This window comes from Wenyingzhuangia heitensis (genome assembly GCF_011762155.1).
Taxonomy (GTDB): Bacteria; Bacteroidota; Bacteroidia; order Flavobacteriales; family Flavobacteriaceae; genus Wenyingzhuangia; species Wenyingzhuangia heitensis.
Genome location: NZ_JAASQL010000001.1, coordinates 1,603,706 through 1,627,442 on the forward strand (window position 1 = coordinate 1,603,706; position 23,737 = coordinate 1,627,442).

Sequence of the window (23,737 nt, forward strand, 5' to 3'; positions counted from 1 at the left end):
ATCAAAAAAAATGAAACAATTTGTAACAATTATAATAGCAGTCTTTGGTTTTTATAGTGGTCAAGCACAACAGAAAAATAACGAAAAAGAACATCATACTTTTGATAATAGTTATACGGTTGATGAAAAAATAAAAACAGCTTTGGAAACAAATAGTTTTTACGGAATGCCATCTCCTAAAGATCATAGAGCAACAGAGTTTTATACTCCTGTTCCGGCAAAAGTAGATCCTTACGGACAAAATGGGGTGCCTAGTGATGCTATTGTATTGTTTGATGGAACTAATATGGATGAGTGGATCAATCAGAAAGAACAAATTCCTTGTACTTGGAAACTAGACAAAGAAGAAAAAACGATGACAATAGCTAAAGGAGGAAAAAAAATAAACGCAACCATTGTTACCAAACGCAAATTTGGAGCCATACAATTGCATGTAGAATGGAAATCTCCTCCTGCAATAAAATCAAGAACAGGGCAAGCAAGAGGAAATAGTGGTGTTGCTACAGATATTAGGTATGAGGTTCAGATATTGGATAATAATGACAATGAAACTTATGTAAACGGTATGGTGGGTTCTATTTACAAGCAATCTGCACCTTTGGTAAATCCTTCTGTACCTACGGGAGCGTGGAATAGTTATGATATTATTTACCATCCGCCTGTTTTTAAAGGAACTAAAAGAATGAAAGCAGCTACTATGACTGTGCTTCATAACGGAGTTTTAATACAAGACCATTTTTCTATACAAGGAGCAGTAGCTTATATAGGTTGGCCAAGGCAAGAAGTACATGGTAAAGAAGCAATTAGACTACAAGACCATGGAAGTGCAGTTAGTTACAGAAATATTTGGGTAAGAGAGCTGGAATAGAGTTGTAACTTTAAAGATAAAATAAAGGTGGTAATTGTATAGTACTGCCTTTTTTTATTCCATTTTTCTACCCTCTAAATATCGTACTCTTTTGTAGTTATTTTCTTTAAGTATTCCTTGCTGGTTAATATTGATAACAGACCAAGTAGTGTCTACTCTAGAATTGTTATTATCTTCAACAAAATCATCATCGTAATAAGATACAGTAACCATATCTAGTACATTTTCACCAATCCATTTTCCATATTTATCTCCAAGCCATCCGTTTTCACTCCCCGAAAATGCAAGTACTCCGATATTGATAATTTCTAAAGATTTTTTTTGAACAGTAGCAACATAAAGTGTTCTACAGCAAGTACCATTATCATAAGTAAAAGTAAATAAGTTATAGTTTTTAAATTCTTTGTGTTGCTTAAGGCAAAAACCATCATAATTTGTTGGATTTAGATATTCATAATCTCCAATCACTGTTTTTTGAGAGCTTAAATATGTAGCAATAAATTCTTTGGTGATTTTAGTGTTTTCATTGCAAGGTTTTTCATTTACAGATACCTGTTTTCTTAATTTTTTTGTTTTTAATTTTATGTAATTAAAATCGAATTTAGATAGTGGTACAATTGAGTCTAAAGATGTTTTTTTGAAAATATCTCTAGAATTAAAATCTTTTTTAATTTCGGAGAAACACCATAAAATTGGTGTTAAAAATAAAAATAGAAGTAGATTTTTTTGTGTCAAAATAGATTTATTTTTTAGCAAAGGTAGGTTTAAATTTTCTTTTGAAAACAGAGTGTGTTTTAGCTTTTTTACATGCTTTTTTTAGATATGTCTATGTAAAGTTGATATTTTTTAACTAAAAATAAAGTTGTTGTAGACTATATGTATTGTTTTTTAGAGAATGAATTTCTGTTTTAATTAAATTAAAAGACTAAAATTAGTGATTAATTAAAATACTAATAAGTAAACATAAATAACAATGAAAATAAACAATATTAAATCCATTTCATTCTTTGCTTTTCTATTCGCTTTTAAAGCAGTGATAGCGCAACAGCAACCCAATATTTTATGGATTGTAACAGATGATCAACGTTACGATTCTGTAAAAACTTTTAACCAAGCCCTTCACGGAAGAGACAATAGTGAGTTAGGATATATAGAGTCTCCTAATGTAGATGCATTGGCAGCACAAGGGACTACTTTTGTAAATACTTATTGTCAAGCAACAGGTTGTGCTCCTTCTCGTGCTGCTATGCACCAAGGACGTTACCCATTTAGATCTGGTGTTTATGAGTTTGAATACCACAATAACAAGGCAGAGCACATGCAACCATCTTTTCCAGAGCAATTGACAAGTTTAGGATATCAAACTTTTCACGTTGGTAAATTAGGGTATAGATTAAAAGGATTAAAAGACGATGGAACAACTAAGTCACACAAAGTTTATCAAACAGATATTGATTTTAGAGCTTTAGGTAAACAAGGATTAACAGACTATTCTGGTGGAGGATGGTGGAAAGAAATTGATGGTGTTACATATCAGAAACCGATTAAAGACATGAGCTTTTTTGTAACACCAGAAGGTAAGTTTGAGTATGTTTCTGAGGATCTAAACGAGCAAACAGACAAATACAAACATGTAGCTAAAGAGGTTACGGAGAAATACGACTTGATAAGACATTACAAAAAAGGAAAACAAGAGTCTCTTTACAAAGGGATGATTATTTCTGGTGTAAGTCCACAACCAGCCGGTAAAACTAGAGATGGATATTATGCTCACTTTTTAAATGAGTATTTAGTGAACGAAAACAAACCTTTTAATGCAGGAAAGTTAAAGTTTAAAGGAGTAAACCCTAACAAACCTGTATTTGCTCATATTGGTTTTGATTTTCCTCACACTCCTGTGTTGCCACCCGCTGATTTTAGAAAGCGTTTTCAAAAACATACTTATAAAGTTCCAGAATTTAGTCAAGAAGAGTTTAGATCTATGGCTGCACAAATGAAGAGACAGGTAAATAGCAAGCCTTCGTATCATTTTACAAAAGAAGAACAACAAAAAATGATTCAGGATTATTATGCTTTTTGTGCGTATGGAGATCAATTAGTGGGGCAATCTGTTAAAAACTTTGTGGATTACAGTAAAAAACACAACCAACCTTGGATGATTATTTATGTATGTGGAGATCATGGTTGGAAGTTGAATGAACACGGAGCAATTTCTAAATTTACGCCTTGGGAATGGGATAGTCACAACCCAATCATTGTTGTATCATCAGATAAAAATAAATTCCCTGCAGGTAAAGTTGTAAAAGAATTTACAGAGTTTGTAGATATTGCCCCAACAGCATTAAATGCAGCAGGAGCTAATTTAGAAAATAAAGAATACAAGCACTTAGATGGTATAGATTTAGCAAAAACAGTTGCTAAAAAAGCTCCTGTAAGAGATTATATCATAGGAGAAAGCCATGCTGTAACAGGACCTCGAGCTTATATTAGAACCAAAGAATATGTATTGTCTTTGCAAACAAGACCTACTAAAAAAGAAGGAGAAAATATGTTGTGGGCACTAAATGCATCTTGGGAAGATTTAGATCCAGCAATGTACCATACCACCAAAGACCCAGAGGAATTAAAAAATATAGCTTTTGACAAAAAGTATAAAAAGATTGCAGAAAAAATGAAGAACAAGTTGTTGACTATTGTTTTAGGAGACAATCGTGTAGAGATAAACTGGGAGAAATGGGGGACAGGAACAAAAGTCTTTAGAAGTAATTTTGCTCCAGGTGCTCATGATTATAAGTTGAATTTAAATTAAGAAGCTATAAATACAAAGCCAGTTCTTATTGAATTGGCTTTGTATTTATACACGGATTATTTGAATGTAGGAACGATATAGGAAAGGGAAGTAAATTCTTATAAGAATAAGATATCTTTAACTATTAAATATGAAATTAATGAATATGAGAGTAAATATAACAGGATTTTTGTTTTTGTCTGTATTTGGATTTTCTAAGCAGTTAGTAGCACAAGAACAGCAACCAAACATTTTATGGGTGTTAACAGATGATCAACGTTACGATTCTGTAAAAACATTCAATCAAGCTATTGATGGAAGAGAAATGAGTGAATTAGGATATATTGAGTCTCCTAACGTAGATGCTTTAGCAGCTCAAGGAACTACTTTTATCAATACTTATTGTCAAGCAACAGGATGTGCTCCTTCTAGAGCTTCTATGCATACAGGACGTTACCCGTTTAGATCTGGAATTTATGAGTTTGAGTGGCATAATGATAAAGCGGAACATGTAAAACCATCTTTACCAGAGCAAATGGCCAATTTAGGATACCAAACCTTTCATGTTGGTAAATTAGGCTTTAGGTTAAGAGGACTTTCTGATGAAGGAAAATTGATAAAACATAAGGTATATGAAACGGATATTGATTTTAGAACTCTTGGATTTGAAGGATTAACGGATTATAGTTATGGGTCGCTTCCAGGAGGTGAAAAAATAGCTTTTTTTGTAACACCAGAAGGTGAATTTGAAAAGGTATCAGAAGTGTTAGAAAATGATGAAGAAAATAGAAAAACGGCTATAAAAGTTACCAAGAAGTACGATTTAAAAAGACATCATAAAAAGAACCAAAAAGAATCATTGTACAAAGGGATGATTATATCTGGAGTTAGCCCACGAAAAGCAGGGAAAACTAGAGATGGTTATTATGCACATTTTTTAAATGAGTATTTAGTAAATGAAAATAAAGAGTTTAATGTGGGGAAATTGAAGTTTAAAGGGGTCGATCCTTCAAAACCTGTTTTTGCTCATGTTGGTTTTGATTTTCCTCATACACCAGTAATTCCTCCTGCAGATTATCGTGAGCGTTTTCAAAAACACACTTATAAAATTCCTACAGTAACAGAGAAAGAGTTAAAAAACATGTCTAAACAAGTAAAAAGGTCTGTAAACTACAAATATACAGATCATTTTACCGATAAAGAAAAGCAAAAAATGATTCAGGACTATTATGCTTTTTGTGCTTATGGAGATAGATTGGTAGGACAGACAGTAAAAGATTTTAAAGCTTATAGTGAAAAACAGAATCAACCTTGGATGGTAATTTATGTATGTGGAGATCATGGTTGGAAGTTGAATGAACATGGTGCTACAGGAAAATTTACACCATGGGAATGGGATAGTCACAATCCTATAATTGTTGTTTCTTCTGATAAAAAGAAATTTCCTGCAGGAAAAATAGTAACAGATTTTACAGAATTTGTAGACATTGCACCAACGGCATTAAATGCAGCAGGAGCTAATTTAAAAGATTCAAAATATAATTATTTAGATGGTTTAGATATGGCTAAGGTTGTTTCTAAAAAAGCACCTGTAAGAGATTATATTGTTGGAGAAACACATGCTGTAATTGGACCAAGAGCATACATAAGAACAAAAGATTACACTTTGTCTTTACAAACAAGACCTACTAAAAAAGAAGGAGAAGATATGAAATGGGCATTAACGGCTTCTTGGAAAGATTTAGATCCTGAACTGTATGACTTTAAAAAAGATCCTAAAGAAATAAATAATGTAGCTTTTGATAAGAAGTATAAAAAAGTAGCAAAAAAGATGAGAGAAAAATTGCTAAATATTGTTTTAGGAGATAATCGTGTAGAGGTAGATTGGGAGAAAAGAGGTACAGGAACCAAAATTTACAGAAGTAATTTTGCCCCTGAAGCTCATGATTATAAACTAAAATTAAAGTAAGTTAAAAGTGTAATACGAGAGAATGAATTATGAGAGATAGAAGGAAAATTCAAGTATTTCTAGCATTTTTATTGCTAGTAAGCTTTGCTCAAAGTAAAGCTCAACAGAAGCCGAATATTGTTGTGTTATTTGCAGATGATATCAGCGCACGTGAAATACCAATTTATGGTTCTAAAGTATGGAGTAGACCTATAAAAGGGGGGGATGAAGGTCGCAAACAAAATATCAATACTTCGAACCCTAAATTTAGAGCTCAAACACCTAATATGGATAAGTTAGCCCAAGAAGGATGTTTTATAGAAACTACGTTTGCTGCTACAATTTGTGGTCCTAGTCGCGCAATGATGATGACGGGTAGATATGCTCACCTTCATAAATGGTGGCATAATAAAGACAAAGGTAAAAATCCTAAAGGAAAAAGGGAGTGGAATTTATTTGATAGCTCACCTCATACAATTTCACATGTAGCCAAAAAAGGAGGTTATGATACTTATTGGGCTGGTAAAACTCAAATGGAAACAAAAGGTTTTCAATTTGATGAAGGTTGTTTTACAGCTCCTAAAGCTGCCTATAACAAAAGAATTCATACCACAGACTTTATGGTGTACTCTAAAAAAGTAGATGGTAAAAAGAAGCTTTTTAACGGAGATACAGACAAAGAATTAGGATTTAGGTCTTATGTACAAGCTAGTTGGTTTTGGAAACCTCACATACAGTTACTAAATCATCCTAATAATACAGAAGAGTTACAATGGTGGCCTTACAGTAAAGAGGATAAAAAAGCATTTGGATTGAATACGTATTCACCTGACGTAGTGTTAGATCATATTTTTGATTTTATGGAGAGAAAAACAAAGAAAAAGAAACCTTTCTTTATTTACCATACCAGTAATTTAGGTCATGATGCATTTGATTATTTCCATCCAGAGTCAAACAACAAGTGGCCTGGAACCCCTAAAATTAAATGGGATGGTAAAAAATACACACGTACAAAAACTAATATCACTGGAGATAATGGAGTTTACGATACACACAATACGATTACAGGGCAAGGAATTCATAATCATATAAACTACCTAGACTATCAAGTATGGCAGTATATGAACAAGTTTAAAGAATTGGGTATAGAAAACAATACCATCTTTATTTTTTGTGCAGACAATGCAACCAGTGGCTACGGAAAATCTAGCTCTGTGTCTCAAAAAGGAGTTCATGTGCCTTTAATTATTTATGCACCAGTATTAAATATGACTAAAAAAGGAAAGCAAAAAGTAATTGCTAATATTTCAGATATTTTACCCACTATCGCAGATGTGGCAGGTGTTGAAATTCCTAAAGATTATGAGATTAACGGAGAGAGTTTAATTCCTTTTTTAACGACTAAAAAAACTACTCACAGAAATTGGATTTACGGATATCATAAGGATAAAACTATTATTAGAGGAGATTTAGTGTTAAAAGGAGGAAATGGTAAATGGTACGATGTGAGTAAAACTCCCGACGACTTAATTAGTTATCCTATAATCACCGATTGGAAATCAGTTTCTGATGCTCATCGTAAACAAAGAGATGAGCTTAAAAAGGTGCTTCCAAAATATGATTTGCATGCTACAGAACATGATGCTCCAAAAGGTGGATATGGAGAAGTGAAAAAATTGGAAATTAAAGGAAATAGATAAAATGAGTTTTACCTACTCTAGGAAATTTTTTTTCTACTGAGTTCATAGTTATAAACTTAGCTTAAAGCTCAATTACATGGCTTAATCTAATTTACTAGTATCTTACAAATGGTCAATTTGTCTATTTATTGTTGAGTATATATTCATCAATTTGATATAGATAAATTGACCATTTGTGTTTTGTTTTCCTTTTTATTTTTCTAGGATAAACCTTATATACGTTTATTCTTGTAGTGTCGAATGTAAATATCGATATCTAAAAGATAGAATAATTAATATACAAGTTTATGAAAACACCTAACAGAATACTAAAGCTAATGTTATTTGGTTTTGTAATGTTATCAAAAGGAATGGTAGCGCAACAAAAACCAAATGTGTTATGGATTTTAACAGACGATCAGCGTTTTGATGCTATTAGAGCTTTTAACAAAATGTTAACGGGAAAAGAAATGAGCGAGTTAGGGTATGTAGAGTCTCCTAACGTAGATCGTTTAACAAAAATAGGAACAACGTTTATCAATACCTATTGTCAAGCCACTGGTTGTGCTCCTTCTAGAGCCTCTATGCATTACGGACGTTACCCTTTTAGATCTGGAGTGTATGAGTTTGAATATCATAACAACAATGCACCTCATTTTAAACCAACCTTGCCAGAACAAATGGAAGCTTTAGGCTATGAGACTTTACATATTGGAAAACTAGGAGTTCGTTTAAAAACAAAAGTCAATACCAAAAGAGGTGTTAAAGATGCAGAAATGTATCAAAAAGACATTAGTTTTAAACAGTTAAGAAGAGATGGATTGACAGATTGGGGTAAAGATTGGTTTTTTAAATTTGATGGTGATAAATTAAAGAAACCACTAAAAAATGTTGAATTTTTTGTAGAGGAAGATGGAGAATTCTCATATAGGTCTAAAGAAGTTGAAGAAAGGTTTCCTAATCACAAGGGAGAGGCTAAAACAGCCATGGAAAAGTACGATTTATTAATGCATTACAAGAAAGATCAAAAAAAACAAACACCGTTTACATCTGGTATTTTGGCGGGAGTAAGCTCTAGAAAAGCAGGAAAAACAAGAGATGGTTATTACACAGCTATTTTTAATGATTATTTAAAAAATGAAAACAAGGACTTTAAAGCAGGTAGCAGAACTTTTAAAGGAGTAAATCCAGACAAGCCTTTGTTTTGTCAAATTGGGTTTGATTTTCCTCATACTCCAGTATTGCCACCAGCAAGTTATAGAGATCGTTTTAAAAAATACAGCTATAAAGTTCCTGCTTTTAATGAAAAGGAATTAAAAACAATGCCTGCTCAATTAAGAAAACAAGTTAAACTTGGGTATTCTGATCATTTTACAGATGAAGAAAAACAAAAAATGATTCAAGATTACTATGCATTCTGTGCTTATGGTGATGAATTGGTAGGACAAGCAACAGATGATTTTATTGCTTATAGTAAAAAGAAAAATCAACCTTGGATGATTGTATATGTTTGTGGTGATCACGGATGGAAATTAAACGATCATGGTTCTGTTTCTAAGTTTTCTTCTTGGAAAATAGACAGTCACAACCCAATTGTGGTAGTGTCATCAGACAAAAAAGCATATCCTGCAGGAAAAGTTGTGAGAGACTACACAGAGTTTGTAGATATTGCTCCAACCATTATGGCTGCGGGTGGTGCCGACTTAAAAAAATCTGAATACGAATATTTAGATGGTTTTGATATGAAAGAAGTAGTGTCTAAAAAAGCCCCAAAAAGAGATTATATTGTAGGAGAAAGTCATGCTGTATCTGGACCAAGAGCTTATATTAGAACCAAAGATTATGTGTTTTCTATGCAAACTCGTCCTAATAAAAAAAGAGGAGAAAATATGGACTGGGCTTTAAAAGCTAGCTACGCAGAATTAGATCCTGCTTTGTATGATATGAAAAAAGATCCTAAAGAAATTAACAATGTAGCTTTTGATAAAAAGTATGCTAAAATTGCAGAGCAAATGAAACAAAAGCTAATCAATATTGTGTTAGGGGATAACAGAGTAGAGGTGTTGTGGGGTAAAAAAGCAGATGGAACAGAAGTTGTAAGAAGTAATTTTGCACCAGGGGCTCATGATTATAAGTTAAAGTTGAAAAAATAAATACAATCATTAATTAGTTAAAAAAGCATAAAATTTATTTTATGCTTTTTTAGTTTATCCAGTGTTTACATCGCAAATAAAAGAACTGTCGTTATTTTGTCTAGTCTAGCTACTACTAATTTTTAAAGTTACTTTAGTATACTTGTTTGCTTATATTGTTTATAAATCAGCTCTTTTGATTCAAAATTGCCAAGTAAATAAATACTTAAATTAAACAGAATGAAAAAAGTAGGTGTTTTTATAGTGTTATTTTTCACGGTGTGCTTTGCTTGGTCACAAGATTTAGTTATTCAAAGTATTAACGAAATTACTAACCCTAATCATAGAGACAATATAGGGAATTGGCAACAAGGAGATGTTTTTACGATAAAAGGAACGTACAGTGCAGCAACCGTAACATCTGTAAAAATAAGGTTAATCACTTTTGCCAAAGGAACTTGGGTAGATCCATTAGAGTTGTATAACATAGATATTGAACCGCCTTTTACAGGAGAGTTAAATCACACCTTACAAATACCAGAAAATTATAGGTTGGCCGTAAATGAAGGTGAGGATGCTAATACGCAAATATTACAAGTTAGCGCTACTTATAACGGACACGATAGCCAATTGTACAACTATTATTTAAACGTAATAGAGCCTAGAAAAGCTGCATTAATAGATTTTGATGAATTGTACACCACAGCATCAGGAACTAGTTTGGTGAATAACATCAATTCAGCACTAGAAAATGCCATAGCAGGAGATACTCTTTTGTTTAAGAGTGAAATGTATGATTTTGAAGGAAAATCTTTACATATAGATAAAGAAATTTGCATCACAGGTAAACAACCTGTTGTTACACAAACCAGTGTGGGGACTTACAGCGTACAAACGTTTTTTAAAAACTTAAAGAATGGTACTATTCGCAGTAACAATGTATCTATTTTAAATTTAGGATTACAAGCAATTACAGAGCCTAACTATGTGTTTATAAGAATTTCGGGGCCTACTTATGGGAATGAAAATACTGGAGAGTATTATAAAAATATTTTATTTTCTAATGTTGAATTAAATGGAGGAAAAGTTCAGGTGTATGGAGGTAATGGAGCTGATGTTGTTTTCAATCAAGTGTCTTTTGTCAATTTTGCTGATGGAGGTTATTTCTTAAACAGAAAAGGGAGAATAGGGAGTGCTCCTAAGTTTATCATTCAGAACTCCTTTTTTAAACCCAATTTTGATGAGGTGAATTACAATGTTCGTGGAATTTCTTTAGATGCTGGTAATGATGAGTATCCTGTGGTGTGGAACCAGAATGAGAGTACAATTATCAATTGTTTGTTAGACGGTACAGGTTTGGGAATTTCATCAAAATGTTCTTACGTAAACGTTAAAAACAATCATTTTAAAGGCTATCGTAAAGATGTAGATATGATTCATATAGAAGAGTTTGGACATCATTTTTTAATTGATGGAAATACGTTTGAGCATATAAGTCCTGCACGCGGAATTTACATAGATAGAGAAACACAACAATGTCATGACATTACCATAACCAACAACAAATGGATAGGAGAATATGCTTGGATTATTTCTGCCAATGCTCCGTATAATTTGGTAATGGAAAATAATGATTTTAGCCAAGCCTATGCTAAAAACACAAGTGATAAGACCATAGATTTTACCTATTATCACGGAAATGATGAAGGATATCTTCAATACGAATTGCCTTCAGAAAATATTGTGTTTAAAAATAACACGGGATTAACGGCTCAAAAAGATGGGGTTTTTAGCTATAAATTATTGAGTGGAGATACCTCTTTAGAAGTTGAATACCCTGAAAGTAAGATAGAGAAAACAGAAATAACCGAAGCCCCACAATCTATTCTAGATACCAATAAAAAGTATCGAATTAAAAACAACTTAACTGGGGAATATCTAACAGTTTCAGCTGCAGATTCAAAATTAACTTTCAATGCTAATATTGCTACAGACCAAAGTGATATCTGGGAGTTGAGTTTTAAATACCCGTATTACCATAATGTGAAAAATGCCAAAACAGGCAAACATATAGAGGTGTACAGAGGTTATACGTTGGGTGATATTAACAACGGTACCGATGAAACTATTTTTGTAGAACATACTTATGAATATTCGTCTAACGATATTCTTCCTTTTTGGTATTTTAGAGAACACAATTTAGGAACTAGCAAGGTTTATGAAATTTTTCCTGGAGGAAACGAACGCAAATCTAGAATGTTAAAACAGGGAGATTATGCAGAAATAGAAATTGCTAGAGAAAATAATGAAGATAAAGAATTGGCAAATGCAAGTGCTTGGATTTTAGAAACGGTAGAGGGGGAATTGTCTACTCCGTTAGAAAATACACAAAAAGTAAAAGCGGTTTACAATTCAGAAAAAAAAGAAATACAGATAAAGAGTATACATCAACAAACATTAGAACTGACCTTGATGAGTATTACTGGAAACAAATTAGTAAGTAAAAAATTAAATAATAAGAATCAAAATACAAGTATCAATACCTCAAAATTTACATCTGGAGTGTATATGTTGGTGCTTGTAGTTGATGGAGAAAAATCAACCACAAAACTGGCCTTGTTTTAAATAAAAAATATAATCTATTCTAATTATTATAAAGATGAAGTATAAAAAATGTTTAATAGAGTTTTTGTTAATCGTACTAATTAGCACCTCTTTTTATGCACAAAAAAAATTGGTTAAAAATAAAATTTGTTTTGCCATGTATACCGTGCATGAACAAACTTTAAAATTAACAGCACAATTTTATCCTGTTACAGGCTACGATCCTTTTAGAGCAACCTTACAAATTAAAAAAGAAGGAAAATGGCAGTCGGTTCAGGAGTCTGATATTCAGTACCCTGGCTATACAGCACATTTTAGAGTTGAAGACTGGGATGATACTAAAGAAAAAGAATATAGAGTCGTCTATAAAAACCAGTTTTTTTACGATGGAATTGTACGTAAAAACCCTAAAGAAAAAGATGAAATTGTAATGGCTGCATTTTCTTGTTGGTCTATTTACAAAAAACACGGAGGGCAAGGGCCTGCAGATGATGTGATCAATAATTTTAAAACCCTTCAACCAGATGTTTTGTTTTTTGCAGGAGATCAGTCTTATGATCATAGTGATCATTATGGATATTGGTTAAAGTTTGGAGAAGTATTTGGAGATATTATTAGAAATACACCAACAATTGTTATTCCAGATGATCATGATGTGGGGCAAGGAAATTTATGGGGAGATGGAGGAAGAAAATCTGCAACTAGAGATGGTAATTTAGGAGGGTATTACATGCCTGTAAACTATGTAAAAGAAGTAGAAAGAGCACAAACTAGTCATTTGCCAGATCCGTACGACCCAACTCCCATTCAGCAAGGAATAGGAGTGTACTATACAGATTATAAATGGGGAGGAATGAGTTTTGCTATTTTAGAAGACCGTAAATTTAAATCGGGACCTAAAAGAGTGTTAGGACAAAAACGTTTTAATGATACTCGTGATATGGATGTGCCAGAAGCGACTTTGTTAGGACAGAGACAATTAGATTTTTTAGAAGATTGGACAACGGATTGGGAAGGTGCAGAAATGAAAGCTGTATTGTCTCAAACCATTTTTGCCAATGTAACCACACATTCTCCAACGTTAGATCAAAAGCAAAAATACAGTGTAGACTCTAACGGTTGGCCACAAGCAGGAAGAAATAAGGCATTGTCCGTTATTAGAAAAAGTTTTTCTTGTATGATTGCTGGTGATCAGCATTTAGGATCTGTATTGCATCATGGAGTAGAAGATTGGAACAATGCAGGCTATTCTTTTGCAGTACCAGCGGCTTCTAATTTTTGGATGCGTTGGTTTAAACCAGATGCTCCAGGAAAAAACCATGTAAAAGGAATGCCAGATTATACGGGTGAGTATTTAGATGCTTTTCATAATAAAATGACAGTATTGGCTATTGCAAATCCAACTCACAAAGACAACACTCTCAAAGAAAACTTATTAAACGGTAGAGCCTCTGGGTACGGAATTATTCGTTTTAACAAAGCAACTCGTCAAACTACTTATGAGTGTTGGGCAAGAAATGTAGATATGTTTGCTCCCAATGCAAAACCTTACAATGGATGGCCAGTAACTTTTAATCAAACAGACAATTATTTAATTAAGGATGGATATGAATTGCCAACTTTAAAAATAGACAAATCGAATCAGGTAGTTACAGTTAAAAATCAATTTACCAAAGAAGTTGTTTCTTCGTTAAGAATTCAAGGAAAAGAATACCAACCTAATGTAATGTATGCAGGAGTATATGCAGTTGAAGTTGGAGAAGGAGTTAATAAGCAAATATTTTATGAATTAAGCGCTGAAAAAAAGAATAAAAAAACGTTAAAAATTAAATAATGAATCAGTTAAAAAAACAACTTGTATGTGTTCTGATGGTTTTAGGATTCTGTTTGCCTACAATCGCACAATCGGGACCGCCACAACCACCTATGGGAAAACGATGGGTAATGAATCCAGATTTTTCTGATGAATTTAATGGTACGTCTTTAGATGCTCAAAAATGGTTTGATCATCATCCTAATTGGAAAGGGAGAGAGCCGGGAATTTTTTTACCTTCTCAGGTGTCTGTAAAAGATGGTTACATGCAGATAAAAGGAGAAAAGCTAGAAAAAGATACCATTGTTAAAGCTTACGGAAGAAATTTAAAGTTCAACATTGCTGGAGGAGCAGTAGTGTCTAAAAAATCGACTTTTTTAGGATATTATGAATGTCGTGTAAAGGCGGCAGCAACCACTATGTCAACTACGTTTTGGTTTTCTACAAATGGAACTGCTAAAGGACCTAACGATTGTGATAAATATGGTCAAGAGTGGGATATTCAAGAGTGTATTGGGAGAACAGGAGATTTTTCAGGGAATCATTTTGCGAACGGAATGAACTCCAACGGACATTTTTGGTATACGGACTGCGATAAGAAAAAACACGATTTAAGAGCTCCAGCTGTTAAATTCCATAATTCAGAATTACCTTCTAAAGATTTTCACGTATATGGAGGTTGGTGGAGAGACGAAAACTCAGCTAGTTTTTATTATGATGAAAGAGAGCCAAAGCATATGAAGTTTTATGATAAAGTTGTTGGTAAGCCTTTTAGCGAACCTATGTATATGCGTTTGGTTTCTGAAACGTATCCTTTTCCTTGGATAGAATTACCTACAGATGAAGAGTTAGCAGATGACACTAAAAACACAGTTTATTATGACTGGGTAAGAGGGTATAAACTAGTGGATGTTTTGGATAGTAGTTTGAATCAGAATTATGAAATGGGAGTAAAATTGTATCATGAAACTGTTATTTTTCCAGAAACAGAAATGGAAATATCTGAAAAACAAAAAATTAAAATTCCATTTAGTTTTAAAGCGAATCAAAAAAGAACTATTTATTTAAAAATATCTCAAACAACAGATAAGTTAAAAGAAAAATGGGATAAAAAAATAGCGGAAAAACAATTTGATGTATCTCCTGGTTATGGAAATATGGAGATAGAATTTAAATTAGATAAAGAACTTTCTAGAAACGAACAATACAAAGTTGAGGCATTTATTAGAGATATTAACAAAACGAATAAGCCTAAAGATGCTATAGAGGCAAGCACTTTGTTTTTAAAAATTAACTAATAGCTTTTACAGTAAGTAAGCTAAAGAAATACCTATTTATGTTTTGTTTTTAGCTATATGTTACACTTGTTAGTAAGATCTAGGTCTACATTTGTTTAGTATTATTTTTTAAAAACAAAATATGAAACGTTTATTATATGCATTTTTTTTGGGAGTATTGTTGTTGAGTAACTTATCAACACAAGCTCAAAAAAATAAAAAACCGAATATTGTTTGGGTAATTACAGACGAACATAATTTTAGAACTTTAGGCTGTTACAGAGACTTAATGGAGCCTGAGCAAGCCAAACAATGGGGGGATAAAGTAGTAGATACTCCTAATTTAGATTGGCTAGCAAGTAATGGAGCCATGTTTACAAGTATGTATGCATCGTCACCTGTATGTTCTCCGTCTAGATCTAGTATGTTTACGGGACAATATCCCCATACGGTAAATATGTCTGTAAATAATAATGTAATTGATAAAAGCTATCCAACTATAGCCAATGTTCTAAACAAAGAAGGTTATAAAACTGGATATGTGGGTAAATGGCATTTAAGTGGAGAAAGCAAACCGGGTTGGGCACCAGAGGCAAGTCATGGTTTTGTTAACAATCGTTACATGTTTAACAGAGGACATTGGAAAGTATTTGGAATGTCCAATGATGGAACTCCTTTTATAGCTGTAAAAAATAAAAAAGGAGAGCCTAGTTATGGAATGGCTGGGGCTAATGAAAAAACATATTCTACAGATTGGTTAATGGATAGAACCATTGATTTTATTGATGAAAACAAAAAAGACCCTTTCTTTTGTGTGGTAAGTCTACCAGAGCCACACGGTCCTGATGCGGTTAGAGCACCTTATGATATGATGTATAAAGACAATGTTTTTTCTATGCCCAGAACCTTTTTAGAGGGTAGAAATGAGCATTCACCAAAATGGAGAAAGTTAGATAAAAAGGTAAATAACCCTAAAAAAATGCAAGACATGATTGCTACTTATTTTGGGTCTGTTAAGTGTATAGATGATAATATAGGAAAGTTGATAACCTCTTTAAAAGAGAAAGGAATTTTAGAAAATACGATTATTATGTTTTCATCCGACCATGGAGATTTGTTAGGAGAACACAATCAAGTAAACAAAGGAGCCCCTTTTGAAGGGTCTGCTTTAATTCCCTGTATCGTGTATGCTAAGCAAACAATAAAAGCAGGAACAGTAATAAACACAGCAGTAAATAATACAGATTGGATGCCTACTTTTTTAAACATGGCTAGCGTAAAAAATCAACCAAAATTTGCAGGAAAAGATTTAAGCCCATTATTAAAAAATCCAAACTTAAAATCGTGGGATGGAGTTACGTTTAGTAGAATACATAAAAGTTGGGTGGCTGTAATATCAGATAGATATAAATTAGCAATTGACGTGTCTTCTAAATCTCAACCTTGGTTAATAGATACTAAAAATGACCCTGATGAATTGATAAATCATTATGGTGAAAAACAATACAAAACAATTGCTGTAGAGTTGGCTAAAAAATTAAAAAACTATGTAATTACTGAAAATGATCCCTTTAAAGACAATGCAGAGTTTTCTAAAAAATTAGAGCAAGTGTTAGTTTATAAATAACAGAATTGTGTACTTTTTTTCTCTTTAAATTAAAGTTTAGACTGCCTGTTTTAAGGAAGTTTTTATAGGTAATTAGCTTTTTGAATTTCAGGACTAAAGGGTTGTAAATTAATTATTTAGTGCTGTTGTCTAGGTTTTGTTCATTTGTTAGTAATTAAAAAGTTGTGTTTTTAGGTCTGTTTTAACCATATGTAATATTGTTTTGTTTGTCTATTTTGATTTTTTGTGAATAAAACAAGTATACTTGAATAGTGGAATTGTGGTTTTACCACAAAATAAAATATAAGTTTTTAAGCAAAAAAAAAGATATAATATAAATAAAGATGAATAAACAGACAGTAAAAAGATTTTGGCTCTTGTCGGCAGTACTAATTTTAGTATGTAATATAATCAATGCTCAAGAAAGAGAACACGATTTTAATTTTGATTGGAAATTTAATCTAGTAAAGGATACAAAATTACCAACGAATGTTCCGTTAAAAGATGCTGATTGGAGAGCTATTAGATTGCCACATGATTGGAGTGTAGAAGCTTCTTTTAGTAAAGAGTTAGAAGGAGCAACAGGTTATTTGCCAGGAGGTATTGGTATTTACCAAAAACACTTTAAAACCCCAATAAATGTTTCCAATCAAAAAGCATTTGTTTTGTTTGATGGAGTATACAATAACGCTACATTTTGGTTAAACGGAAAACTGTTGGGAGAAAACCCTTATGGTTACTCTCCAACTTATTTTGATTTGACAAACAAATTAAAAAAGGATGGTTCTGAAAATATATTAACGGTACACGTAGACCATTCTCGTTATGCAGATGGACGTTGGTACACAGGTAGTGGTATTTATAGAAATGTTACTTTAATTACTACGGATAATTTGCACATTCCTATTTGGGGAACGTATGTAACAACTCCAGAAATCACTTCTGAAAAAGCAACAGTAAAGTTAGAAACCAAAGTTGTTAACGAAGGAAAAAGAAGAACTAAGTTTTCTGTAGTTACTAAAATTTATGATGAAAATAATGTATTGGTTGCCAATCAGGAAAATTCATCAAAATTATCTTCAAGAAAAGAAACAGCTATTACTCAAAATTTAGAGGTTAATAATCCTAAGTTGTGGGATATTGATAGTCCTAACATGTACAAAGCAATAACCGAAATTGTAAGTAACGGAAAAGTGATAGATAGTTACACAACACCTTTTGGGATTAGAACAATTAAGCACATAAAAGATCAAGGTTTTTTCTTAAATGGTAAATCTACTTTTGTAAAAGGAGTTTGTATTCATCACGATGGTGGTTTGGTTGGAGCAGCTGTTCCTAAAGGAGTTTGGAGAAGACGTATTCAAGCATTAAAAGATGCTGGAGTAAATGCAATTCGTACATCACACAATCCATTTTCTCAAGAATTTTATGATTTGTGTGATGAAATGGGAGTTTTAGTTCAGTCAGAAATTTTTGATGAATTTGACAATCCAAAAGACAAAAGATGGAATATGCAGGAAAGAGAGCCTGATTATATTACTACAGGATATACAGAGCATTTTCAAAAGTGGGCAGAAAGCGATTTAAAAAGATCTATTTTAAGAGACAGAAATCACCCATCAATTTTTGAATGGAGTATTGGTAACGAAATTGAATGGACATACGAACATTACCGTTACGTTAGTGGTTTATGGGATCCAGGAGCAAAAAGTTATTGGAATAGAATTCCTAACATTTCTGCAGACGAAATGAAAAAGCGTTACCAAGAATTACCAGACAGAAAATACAAATTAGCAGAAACGGCTAAAAGATTGGCGGGTTGGGTAAAAGAATTAGATTTAACTCGTCCGGTTACAGCAAACTTAATTATTCCTGTAGCTAGTTTGGCTTCTGGATATGCAGATGCTTTAGATATTGTAGGGTTTAGTTATCAAATTAATCAATACGATTGGAGTAAAAAATATTATCCAAATATGCATTTTACAGGAAACGAAAATGCAGGTACTTGGGAAGAGTGGAACTCTATTATAGAAGATCCAATGATTTACAGTATGTACATGTGGACAGGAATTGATTATTTAGGAGAAGCACATAACAAATGGCCACAAAAAGGTTGGGATGGAGATATCTTAGATTTTGCAGGATTTAAAAAAGAAGGATGGGATCACTTTAAAAGTATTTGGGTAAACAAACCACATATTTCTTTAGGAACCTACCCTGTTAAAGACTCATTAATGGTGGATGAATTAAGTGGGAAAGTAAAAATTAAATCTGCTAAGTTTTTAAAGTGGAACAACAGTAGAGCACAAAAGAATTGGAATTACAAAAAAGGAGAAACCATTATTGTAGAGGTACCTAGTAACTTACCAAAAGCAGAATTATTGTTAAACGGAAAATCTTTAGGATGGAGAACATTAAGCGGAAGTCCTGATAGAATTTTACGTTGGGCTGTTCCTTTTCAAGAAGGAACGTTATCTGCAAGAGCTGGTTTTGACGGAGCAGAAATGGAAGTAACGTTAACAACAACAACAGAACCTGTTCGTATAAAATTAACAACAGATAAAACGGTGTTAACGGCAGATGGTTATGATGTAGCGCACGTAATTGCACAATTGGTAGATAAAGATGGACTGAATGTGACTACAGAAGATGTAAAATTAACTTTTGATGTTGATGGAGATGTAAAAGTTTTAGGAGTAGATAACGGTTCTAAAGAAAGTTTACAAGACTATCAAACCAATCAAGTAGTTACATCTCAAGGTAGAGCCTTATTGTTGATACAATCTTTAAAAGGAAAGTCAGATGCTGTAATTGTAAAAGCAACTGCACCTAAATTAAAGAGTAATTTAGTAATGATAGAAGCTCAGTAATACAAACGTAAATTATATAAAACGGTATCAGAAACTTAAAGGTTTCTGTACCGTTTTTTTGGTACATATACTCTAGTAATTAACGCATACAATTAAAAAAAGAATAGGATGAAAAAAAATGTATGGATTTACACATTATTTGCTTTGTTCGTATTGCAAATAAATGCACAAAAAAAGGCACCTAATGTAATCTTAATCTTAACAGATGATTTAGGAATTGGAGATCTAGGTTGTCAAGGAAATCCTTGGTTAAAAACTCCAGAAATTGATGCTTTTTATGAAAAATCGGTAAGAATGACTGATTTTCATGTAAGTCCACTTTGTACACCTACTCGTGGAGCCATTATGACTGGGCAATACCCAATAAACAATGGAACCTGGGCAACGTTTAAAGGGAGAGATGGTTTGGCAGAAAATACCATAACCATGGCCAATGTCTTTAAAAATAACGGTTATAAAACAGCTTTGTTTGGTAAATGGCACTTGGGAGACAATTACCCATCTCGTCCTACAGATTTAGGTTTTGATGAAGCGACTCATCACTTAGCAGGAGGAGTAGGAGAGTTGTCTGACTACTGGGGAAATAGTTATTTTGATGATGTTTATTATAAAAATAACAAGGCTACACAATTTAAAGGATATTGTACAGATGTTTGGTTTGAGGAAACTACCAAATTCATCAAAAAAAATAAAAAGAAACCTTTCTTTGTGTATTTGCCTACCAATGCACCTCATGATCCTTTAATTGTAGCAGAAAAATACGCAGCCCCATATAAAAATTTAGAAGGAAAAGAAATTATTAGTGCCAACCTGTATGGGATGATAGCTAATATTGATGAGAATTTTGGAAAGTTTCAGCGTTTTTTAGAAAAAGAAGATTTGGTAGACAATACCATTTTAATTTTTATGAGTGACAACGGAACTCGTTATGGGTACAGCAAAAATGGTAAGTTTGGATACAATAAAGGTTTTAGAGGTATTAAAGGAGATAAAGAAGAGGGGGGGCATAGAGTTCCGTTTTTTATTCGTTGGCCTAACGGAAAAATACAAGGAGGTAAAGATTTAAATGAATTGGCAGAACATGTAGATTTAATGCCAACTTTGGCAGCCATGTGTAATTTAAAGATTCCTGAAAACATGAAGTTGGATGGACGAGATTTTTCAACCATTCTTTCTAACCCAAAAGCAAGTTTAAAAAATAAAATAGCGTTTGTACATAACAATCAAGATTGGAGACCGCCAAGTGATGTAGCTAAATCTTGTATCATGCACGGAAAATGGAGGTTAATTAACGGAAAAGAGCTGTATGATATTGAGGTAGATCCTAAACAAAAAAACAATGTAATTGAGCAGCATCCTGAATTGTCAAAACAACTGTTGTATAATAACAAACAGTTTGTAGCCAAAGCAAAACAAAAGAGAGCTTACCAAGAATTGCCTTTTCATGTAGTTGGAAACAAAGCGCAAAAAGAAATAAAATTAACCATACAGCACGCTATTGGTGAAGATGGTGGAATATGGAAACCAGAACAAGTTGCAGTAGGGCTTAAAAACAAAAATAATACACATGCTATTTATGTTGAAAAAGCTGGGGTTTACGAAATTTCTTGTGCCAGATGGCCAAAAGAATGTTTAGGGCCTATTGTGGGAATTCCATCAGAAAACCCAAAGGATTTATACAATTACAAATCCATTACCCCAGATAAGGTTAGCATTAGTATTGCCAACCAAAAACACGAGAAAAAAATTCAGAAAACAGATGAAATGGTCACTTTTACCTTAAAGTTAGAACCAGGAAAAACATTGTTAACTACTGATTTTATTGAAGGGAAAGAAAAATATGGAGTGTACTACACCTATGTAAAATATATAAAAGGTTTATAATTAGTTAAAGTATTAAAAATGAAAGGTTTTTTTAAAAGTAGCAAAGCCTATGTTGTAGCCGTTCTAGGAATGGTGTTTACAGCACAAGCGCAAGAGGTAAATTTCTCTTTTCAAGACACAAAATTGCCTATTGATGAACGAGTAGAGGTGTTGGTGTCTCAAATGACATTAGAAGAAAAAATAGAGCAACTAAGAAACGGTGCCCCAGCAATTCCGCGTTTGGGAGTGCCAGATTATGATTGGTGGAACGAAGCATTACACGGAGTTGCTCGTAACGGAAAAGCTACGGTCTTTCCACAAGGAATAGGAATAGGTGCTACTTTTGATCCAGATTTGGCAGAGCGTGTAGCTAGTGCTATTTCTACAGAGGCAAGAGCAAAGTACATTATTTCTCAAAAACACGGGAATCATAGTAAATATGCAGGGTTGACTTTTTGGACACCTAATGTAAATATTTTTAGAGATCCACGTTGGGGAAGAGGTCAAGAAACGTACGGAGAAGATCCTTTTTTAACCTCTAAAATAGGGATTGCTTTTGTAAAAGGATTACAAGGGAATCATCCTGAGTATTTAAAAAGTGCAGCGTGTGCCAAACATTTTGCAGTACATTCTGGACCCGAAAGTATGAGACATCATTTTAATGCAGAACCTACAAAGCAAGATTTGTATGAAACGTACATGCCCGCTTTTGAGGCTTTGGTAAAAGAAGCCAAAGTAGAAGGAGTAATGGCAGCTTACAATGCTGTTTATGGAAAACCAGCAGCAGCTAGTGATTTTTTATTGCAAGATGTGTTAAGAGATGAATGGAATTTTGATGGATATATTACATCAGACTGTGGAGCAATTAGTGGTATTTCTAACAAATTAAAATACGTAAAAACTCCTGTAGAAGCAGCAGCAGTTGCTTTAAAAGCAGGAACCAATTTAAATTGTGGAGGTGCTTATAAAAACTTAAAAAAAGCAATTGATCAGGGATTAATTACAGAAGAATTGGTTGATAAAAGAACCAAACAATTGTTTAAAACAAGATTTAGATTAGGAATGTTTGATAAATCTGAGAGCAATCCATATTTACAAGTTGGTGCAGAAAATATTCATAGTAAAGAACATATAGCTTTGGCTAGAGAAGCTGCTCAAAAATCTATTGTGTTATTAAAAAACAAAAACAATACATTGCCTATTTCTAAAGATGTAAAAGTGCCTTATGTAACAGGACCCTTTGCAAATTCTGCTGATGTGTTAATGGGAAGTTATTACGGTATTAGCCCCGGAATTGTAACTGTTTTAGCGGGTATTGCAGATGCAGTTTCGTTGAGTTCTTCTTTAAATTATAGAAGTGGTGCTTTGCCATTTCATAAAAACATCAATCCTAAAAACTGGGCACCAAATGTTGCGGCAGAATCTGATGTAACTATTTGTGTAGTAGGTTTGTCTGCGGATAGAGAAGGAGAAGAAGTAGATGCGATTGCAGCAGAATTTGTGGGAGATAAAATTGATTTAAAATTACCTCAAAATCAAATAGACTACGTGCAAACTATGGCTAAAAAGAAAAAAGGGCCTTTGGTTTTGGTTATTGCAAGCGGAAGTCCTGTTTCTTTAGAAGGAATAGAAGAACACTGTGATGCAATTGTACAAATGTGGTATCCTGGAGAACAAGGAGGGACAGCTGTAGCAGATATCTTGTTTGGAGATGTATCTCCATCAGGGCACTTACCTATTACGTTTCCAAAAAACGTAGACCAATTACCCGCTTATGAAGATTATTCTATGAAAGGTCGTACGTATAAGTACATGACAGAAGAACCGATGTTTCCTTTTGGTTTTGGACTGACATATTCTAAAACAGAAATTAAAAATTTAGAAGTAAGCACATCAAAATTAAGAAAAAAAGGAAATTTAGAAGTAACCGTAGAGGTTGCCAATATTGGGGATTATGATATAGAAGAGGTTGTTCAATTATATGTAAGTCCTACTAAAAACAAAGAGAATTTGCCTTTGCAAAGTTTAAAAGCATTCAAACGAATCTCATTAAAAAAAGGAACTACTAAAACAGTTTCTTTCACGCTAAATGCAGAAGATTTAAAAGTAATCAATACAAAAGGAGAAAAGGTTTGGGAAAAAGGAGCTTATAAAATTACAGTAGGTAATTCTTCTCCAGGTGAGCACAGTGTATCATTAGGAGCTGCACAACCGCAAGAGAAAATAGTGACATTAAAATAACCAATGGTGAAACACTTTTTTGATAATATACATTATGAGTAGTCCATT

13 protein-coding genes are annotated in these 23,737 nt (G+C 33.0%); 12 read left to right on the forward strand and 1 reads right to left on the reverse strand.

Going from position 1 to position 23,737, the window contains the following annotated elements:
- Positions 1-10: 10 nt before the first annotated feature.
- The gene (locus FHR24_RS06710) at positions 11-868 is read left to right on the forward strand and encodes a 3-keto-disaccharide hydrolase (RefSeq protein WP_243846508.1); all 858 of its coding nucleotides are present in this window, start codon (positions 11-13) and stop codon (positions 866-868) included.
- 54 nt (positions 869-922) lie between these two features.
- Here the strand turns inward: FHR24_RS06710 and FHR24_RS06715 are convergent, their stop codons facing one another.
- On the reverse strand, positions 923-1,603 hold the full coding sequence (locus tag FHR24_RS06715) for a hypothetical protein (RefSeq protein WP_167185727.1): 681 nt from the start codon (positions 1,601-1,603) through the stop codon (positions 923-925).
- Positions 1,604-1,841: 238 nt separating this feature from the next.
- On the opposite strand from FHR24_RS06715, the gene FHR24_RS06720 reads away from it, so the two are divergent.
- The 11 genes from FHR24_RS06720 to FHR24_RS06770 all read left to right on the forward strand — a co-directional run bounded on the left by FHR24_RS06720 (position 1,842) and on the right by FHR24_RS06770 (position 23,689).
- Positions 1,842-3,677, forward strand: coding sequence for a sulfatase-like hydrolase/transferase (locus FHR24_RS06720; protein WP_167185730.1), 1,836 nt, complete (start codon positions 1,842-1,844; stop codon positions 3,675-3,677).
- Positions 3,678-3,807: 130 nt separating this feature from the next.
- A complete protein-coding gene (locus tag FHR24_RS06725; protein ID WP_167185733.1) occupies positions 3,808-5,625 on the forward strand; it encodes a sulfatase-like hydrolase/transferase in 1,818 nt (605 codons plus the stop codon).
- Between the two features lie 29 nt (positions 5,626-5,654).
- The gene (locus tag FHR24_RS06730) at positions 5,655-7,304 is read left to right on the forward strand and encodes a sulfatase-like hydrolase/transferase (RefSeq protein ID WP_208412295.1); all 1,650 of its coding nucleotides are present in this window, start codon (positions 5,655-5,657) and stop codon (positions 7,302-7,304) included.
- 287 nt (positions 7,305-7,591) lie between these two features.
- Complete coding sequence (locus tag FHR24_RS06735; protein ID WP_167185736.1) at positions 7,592-9,436, forward strand: sulfatase-like hydrolase/transferase; 1,845 nt, start codon at positions 7,592-7,594, stop codon at positions 9,434-9,436.
- Between the two features lie 219 nt (positions 9,437-9,655).
- A complete protein-coding gene (locus FHR24_RS06740; RefSeq protein ID WP_167185739.1) occupies positions 9,656-12,040 on the forward strand; it encodes a T9SS type A sorting domain-containing protein in 2,385 nt (794 codons plus the stop codon).
- A 34-nt stretch (positions 12,041-12,074) separates the two neighbouring features.
- Positions 12,075-13,853, forward strand: coding sequence for a metallophosphoesterase family protein (locus tag FHR24_RS06745; protein ID WP_167185742.1), 1,779 nt, complete (start codon positions 12,075-12,077; stop codon positions 13,851-13,853).
- The gene (locus tag FHR24_RS06750; RefSeq protein ID WP_167185745.1) at positions 13,853-15,130 is read left to right on the forward strand and encodes a family 16 glycosylhydrolase; all 1,278 of its coding nucleotides are present in this window, start codon (positions 13,853-13,855) and stop codon (positions 15,128-15,130) included. Before FHR24_RS06745 ends, FHR24_RS06750 begins: the two co-directional genes overlap by 1 nt.
- Before the next feature lie 121 nt (positions 15,131-15,251).
- Positions 15,252-16,736 carry a sulfatase-like hydrolase/transferase gene (locus tag FHR24_RS06755; protein ID WP_167185749.1) on the forward strand — a complete coding sequence of 495 codons (1,485 nt, stop codon included), beginning with the start codon at positions 15,252-15,254 and terminating at the stop codon, positions 16,734-16,736.
- Positions 16,737-17,059: 323 nt separating this feature from the next.
- Positions 17,060-19,585, forward strand: a complete 2,526-nt coding sequence (locus FHR24_RS06760) for a glycoside hydrolase family 2 TIM barrel-domain containing protein (protein ID WP_167185752.1) — start codon at positions 17,060-17,062, stop codon at positions 19,583-19,585.
- A gap of 108 nt (positions 19,586-19,693) precedes the next feature.
- Positions 19,694-21,469, forward strand: a complete 1,776-nt coding sequence (locus FHR24_RS06765; protein WP_167185755.1) for an arylsulfatase — start codon at positions 19,694-19,696, stop codon at positions 21,467-21,469.
- Between the two features lie 18 nt (positions 21,470-21,487).
- Entirely contained in the window at positions 21,488-23,689 is a 2,202-nt protein-coding gene (locus tag FHR24_RS06770) for a glycoside hydrolase family 3 C-terminal domain-containing protein (protein WP_243846509.1), read from the forward strand.
- Positions 23,690-23,737: the final 48 nt, after the last annotated feature.

Coding starts and splice junctions, on each gene's coding strand:
- FHR24_RS06710 (WP_243846508.1), top strand. CDS start 11: ATGAAACAATTTGTAACAATTATAATAGCAGTCTTTGGTTTTTATAGT.
- FHR24_RS06720 (WP_167185730.1), top strand. CDS start 1,842: ATGAAAATAAACAATATTAAATCCATTTCATTCTTTGCTTTTCTATTC.
- FHR24_RS06725 (WP_167185733.1), top strand. CDS start 3,808: ATGAAATTAATGAATATGAGAGTAAATATAACAGGATTTTTGTTTTTG.
- FHR24_RS06730 (WP_208412295.1), top strand. CDS start 5,655: ATGAGAGATAGAAGGAAAATTCAAGTATTTCTAGCATTTTTATTGCTA.
- FHR24_RS06735 (WP_167185736.1), top strand. CDS start 7,592: ATGAAAACACCTAACAGAATACTAAAGCTAATGTTATTTGGTTTTGTA.
- FHR24_RS06740 (WP_167185739.1), top strand. CDS start 9,656: ATGAAAAAAGTAGGTGTTTTTATAGTGTTATTTTTCACGGTGTGCTTT.
- FHR24_RS06745 (WP_167185742.1), top strand. CDS start 12,075: ATGAAGTATAAAAAATGTTTAATAGAGTTTTTGTTAATCGTACTAATT.
- FHR24_RS06750 (WP_167185745.1), top strand. CDS start 13,853: ATGAATCAGTTAAAAAAACAACTTGTATGTGTTCTGATGGTTTTAGGA.
- FHR24_RS06755 (WP_167185749.1), top strand. CDS start 15,252: ATGAAACGTTTATTATATGCATTTTTTTTGGGAGTATTGTTGTTGAGT.
- FHR24_RS06760 (WP_167185752.1), top strand. CDS start 17,060: ATGAATAAACAGACAGTAAAAAGATTTTGGCTCTTGTCGGCAGTACTA.
- FHR24_RS06765 (WP_167185755.1), top strand. CDS start 19,694: ATGAAAAAAAATGTATGGATTTACACATTATTTGCTTTGTTCGTATTG.
- FHR24_RS06770 (WP_243846509.1), top strand. CDS start 21,488: ATGAAAGGTTTTTTTAAAAGTAGCAAAGCCTATGTTGTAGCCGTTCTA.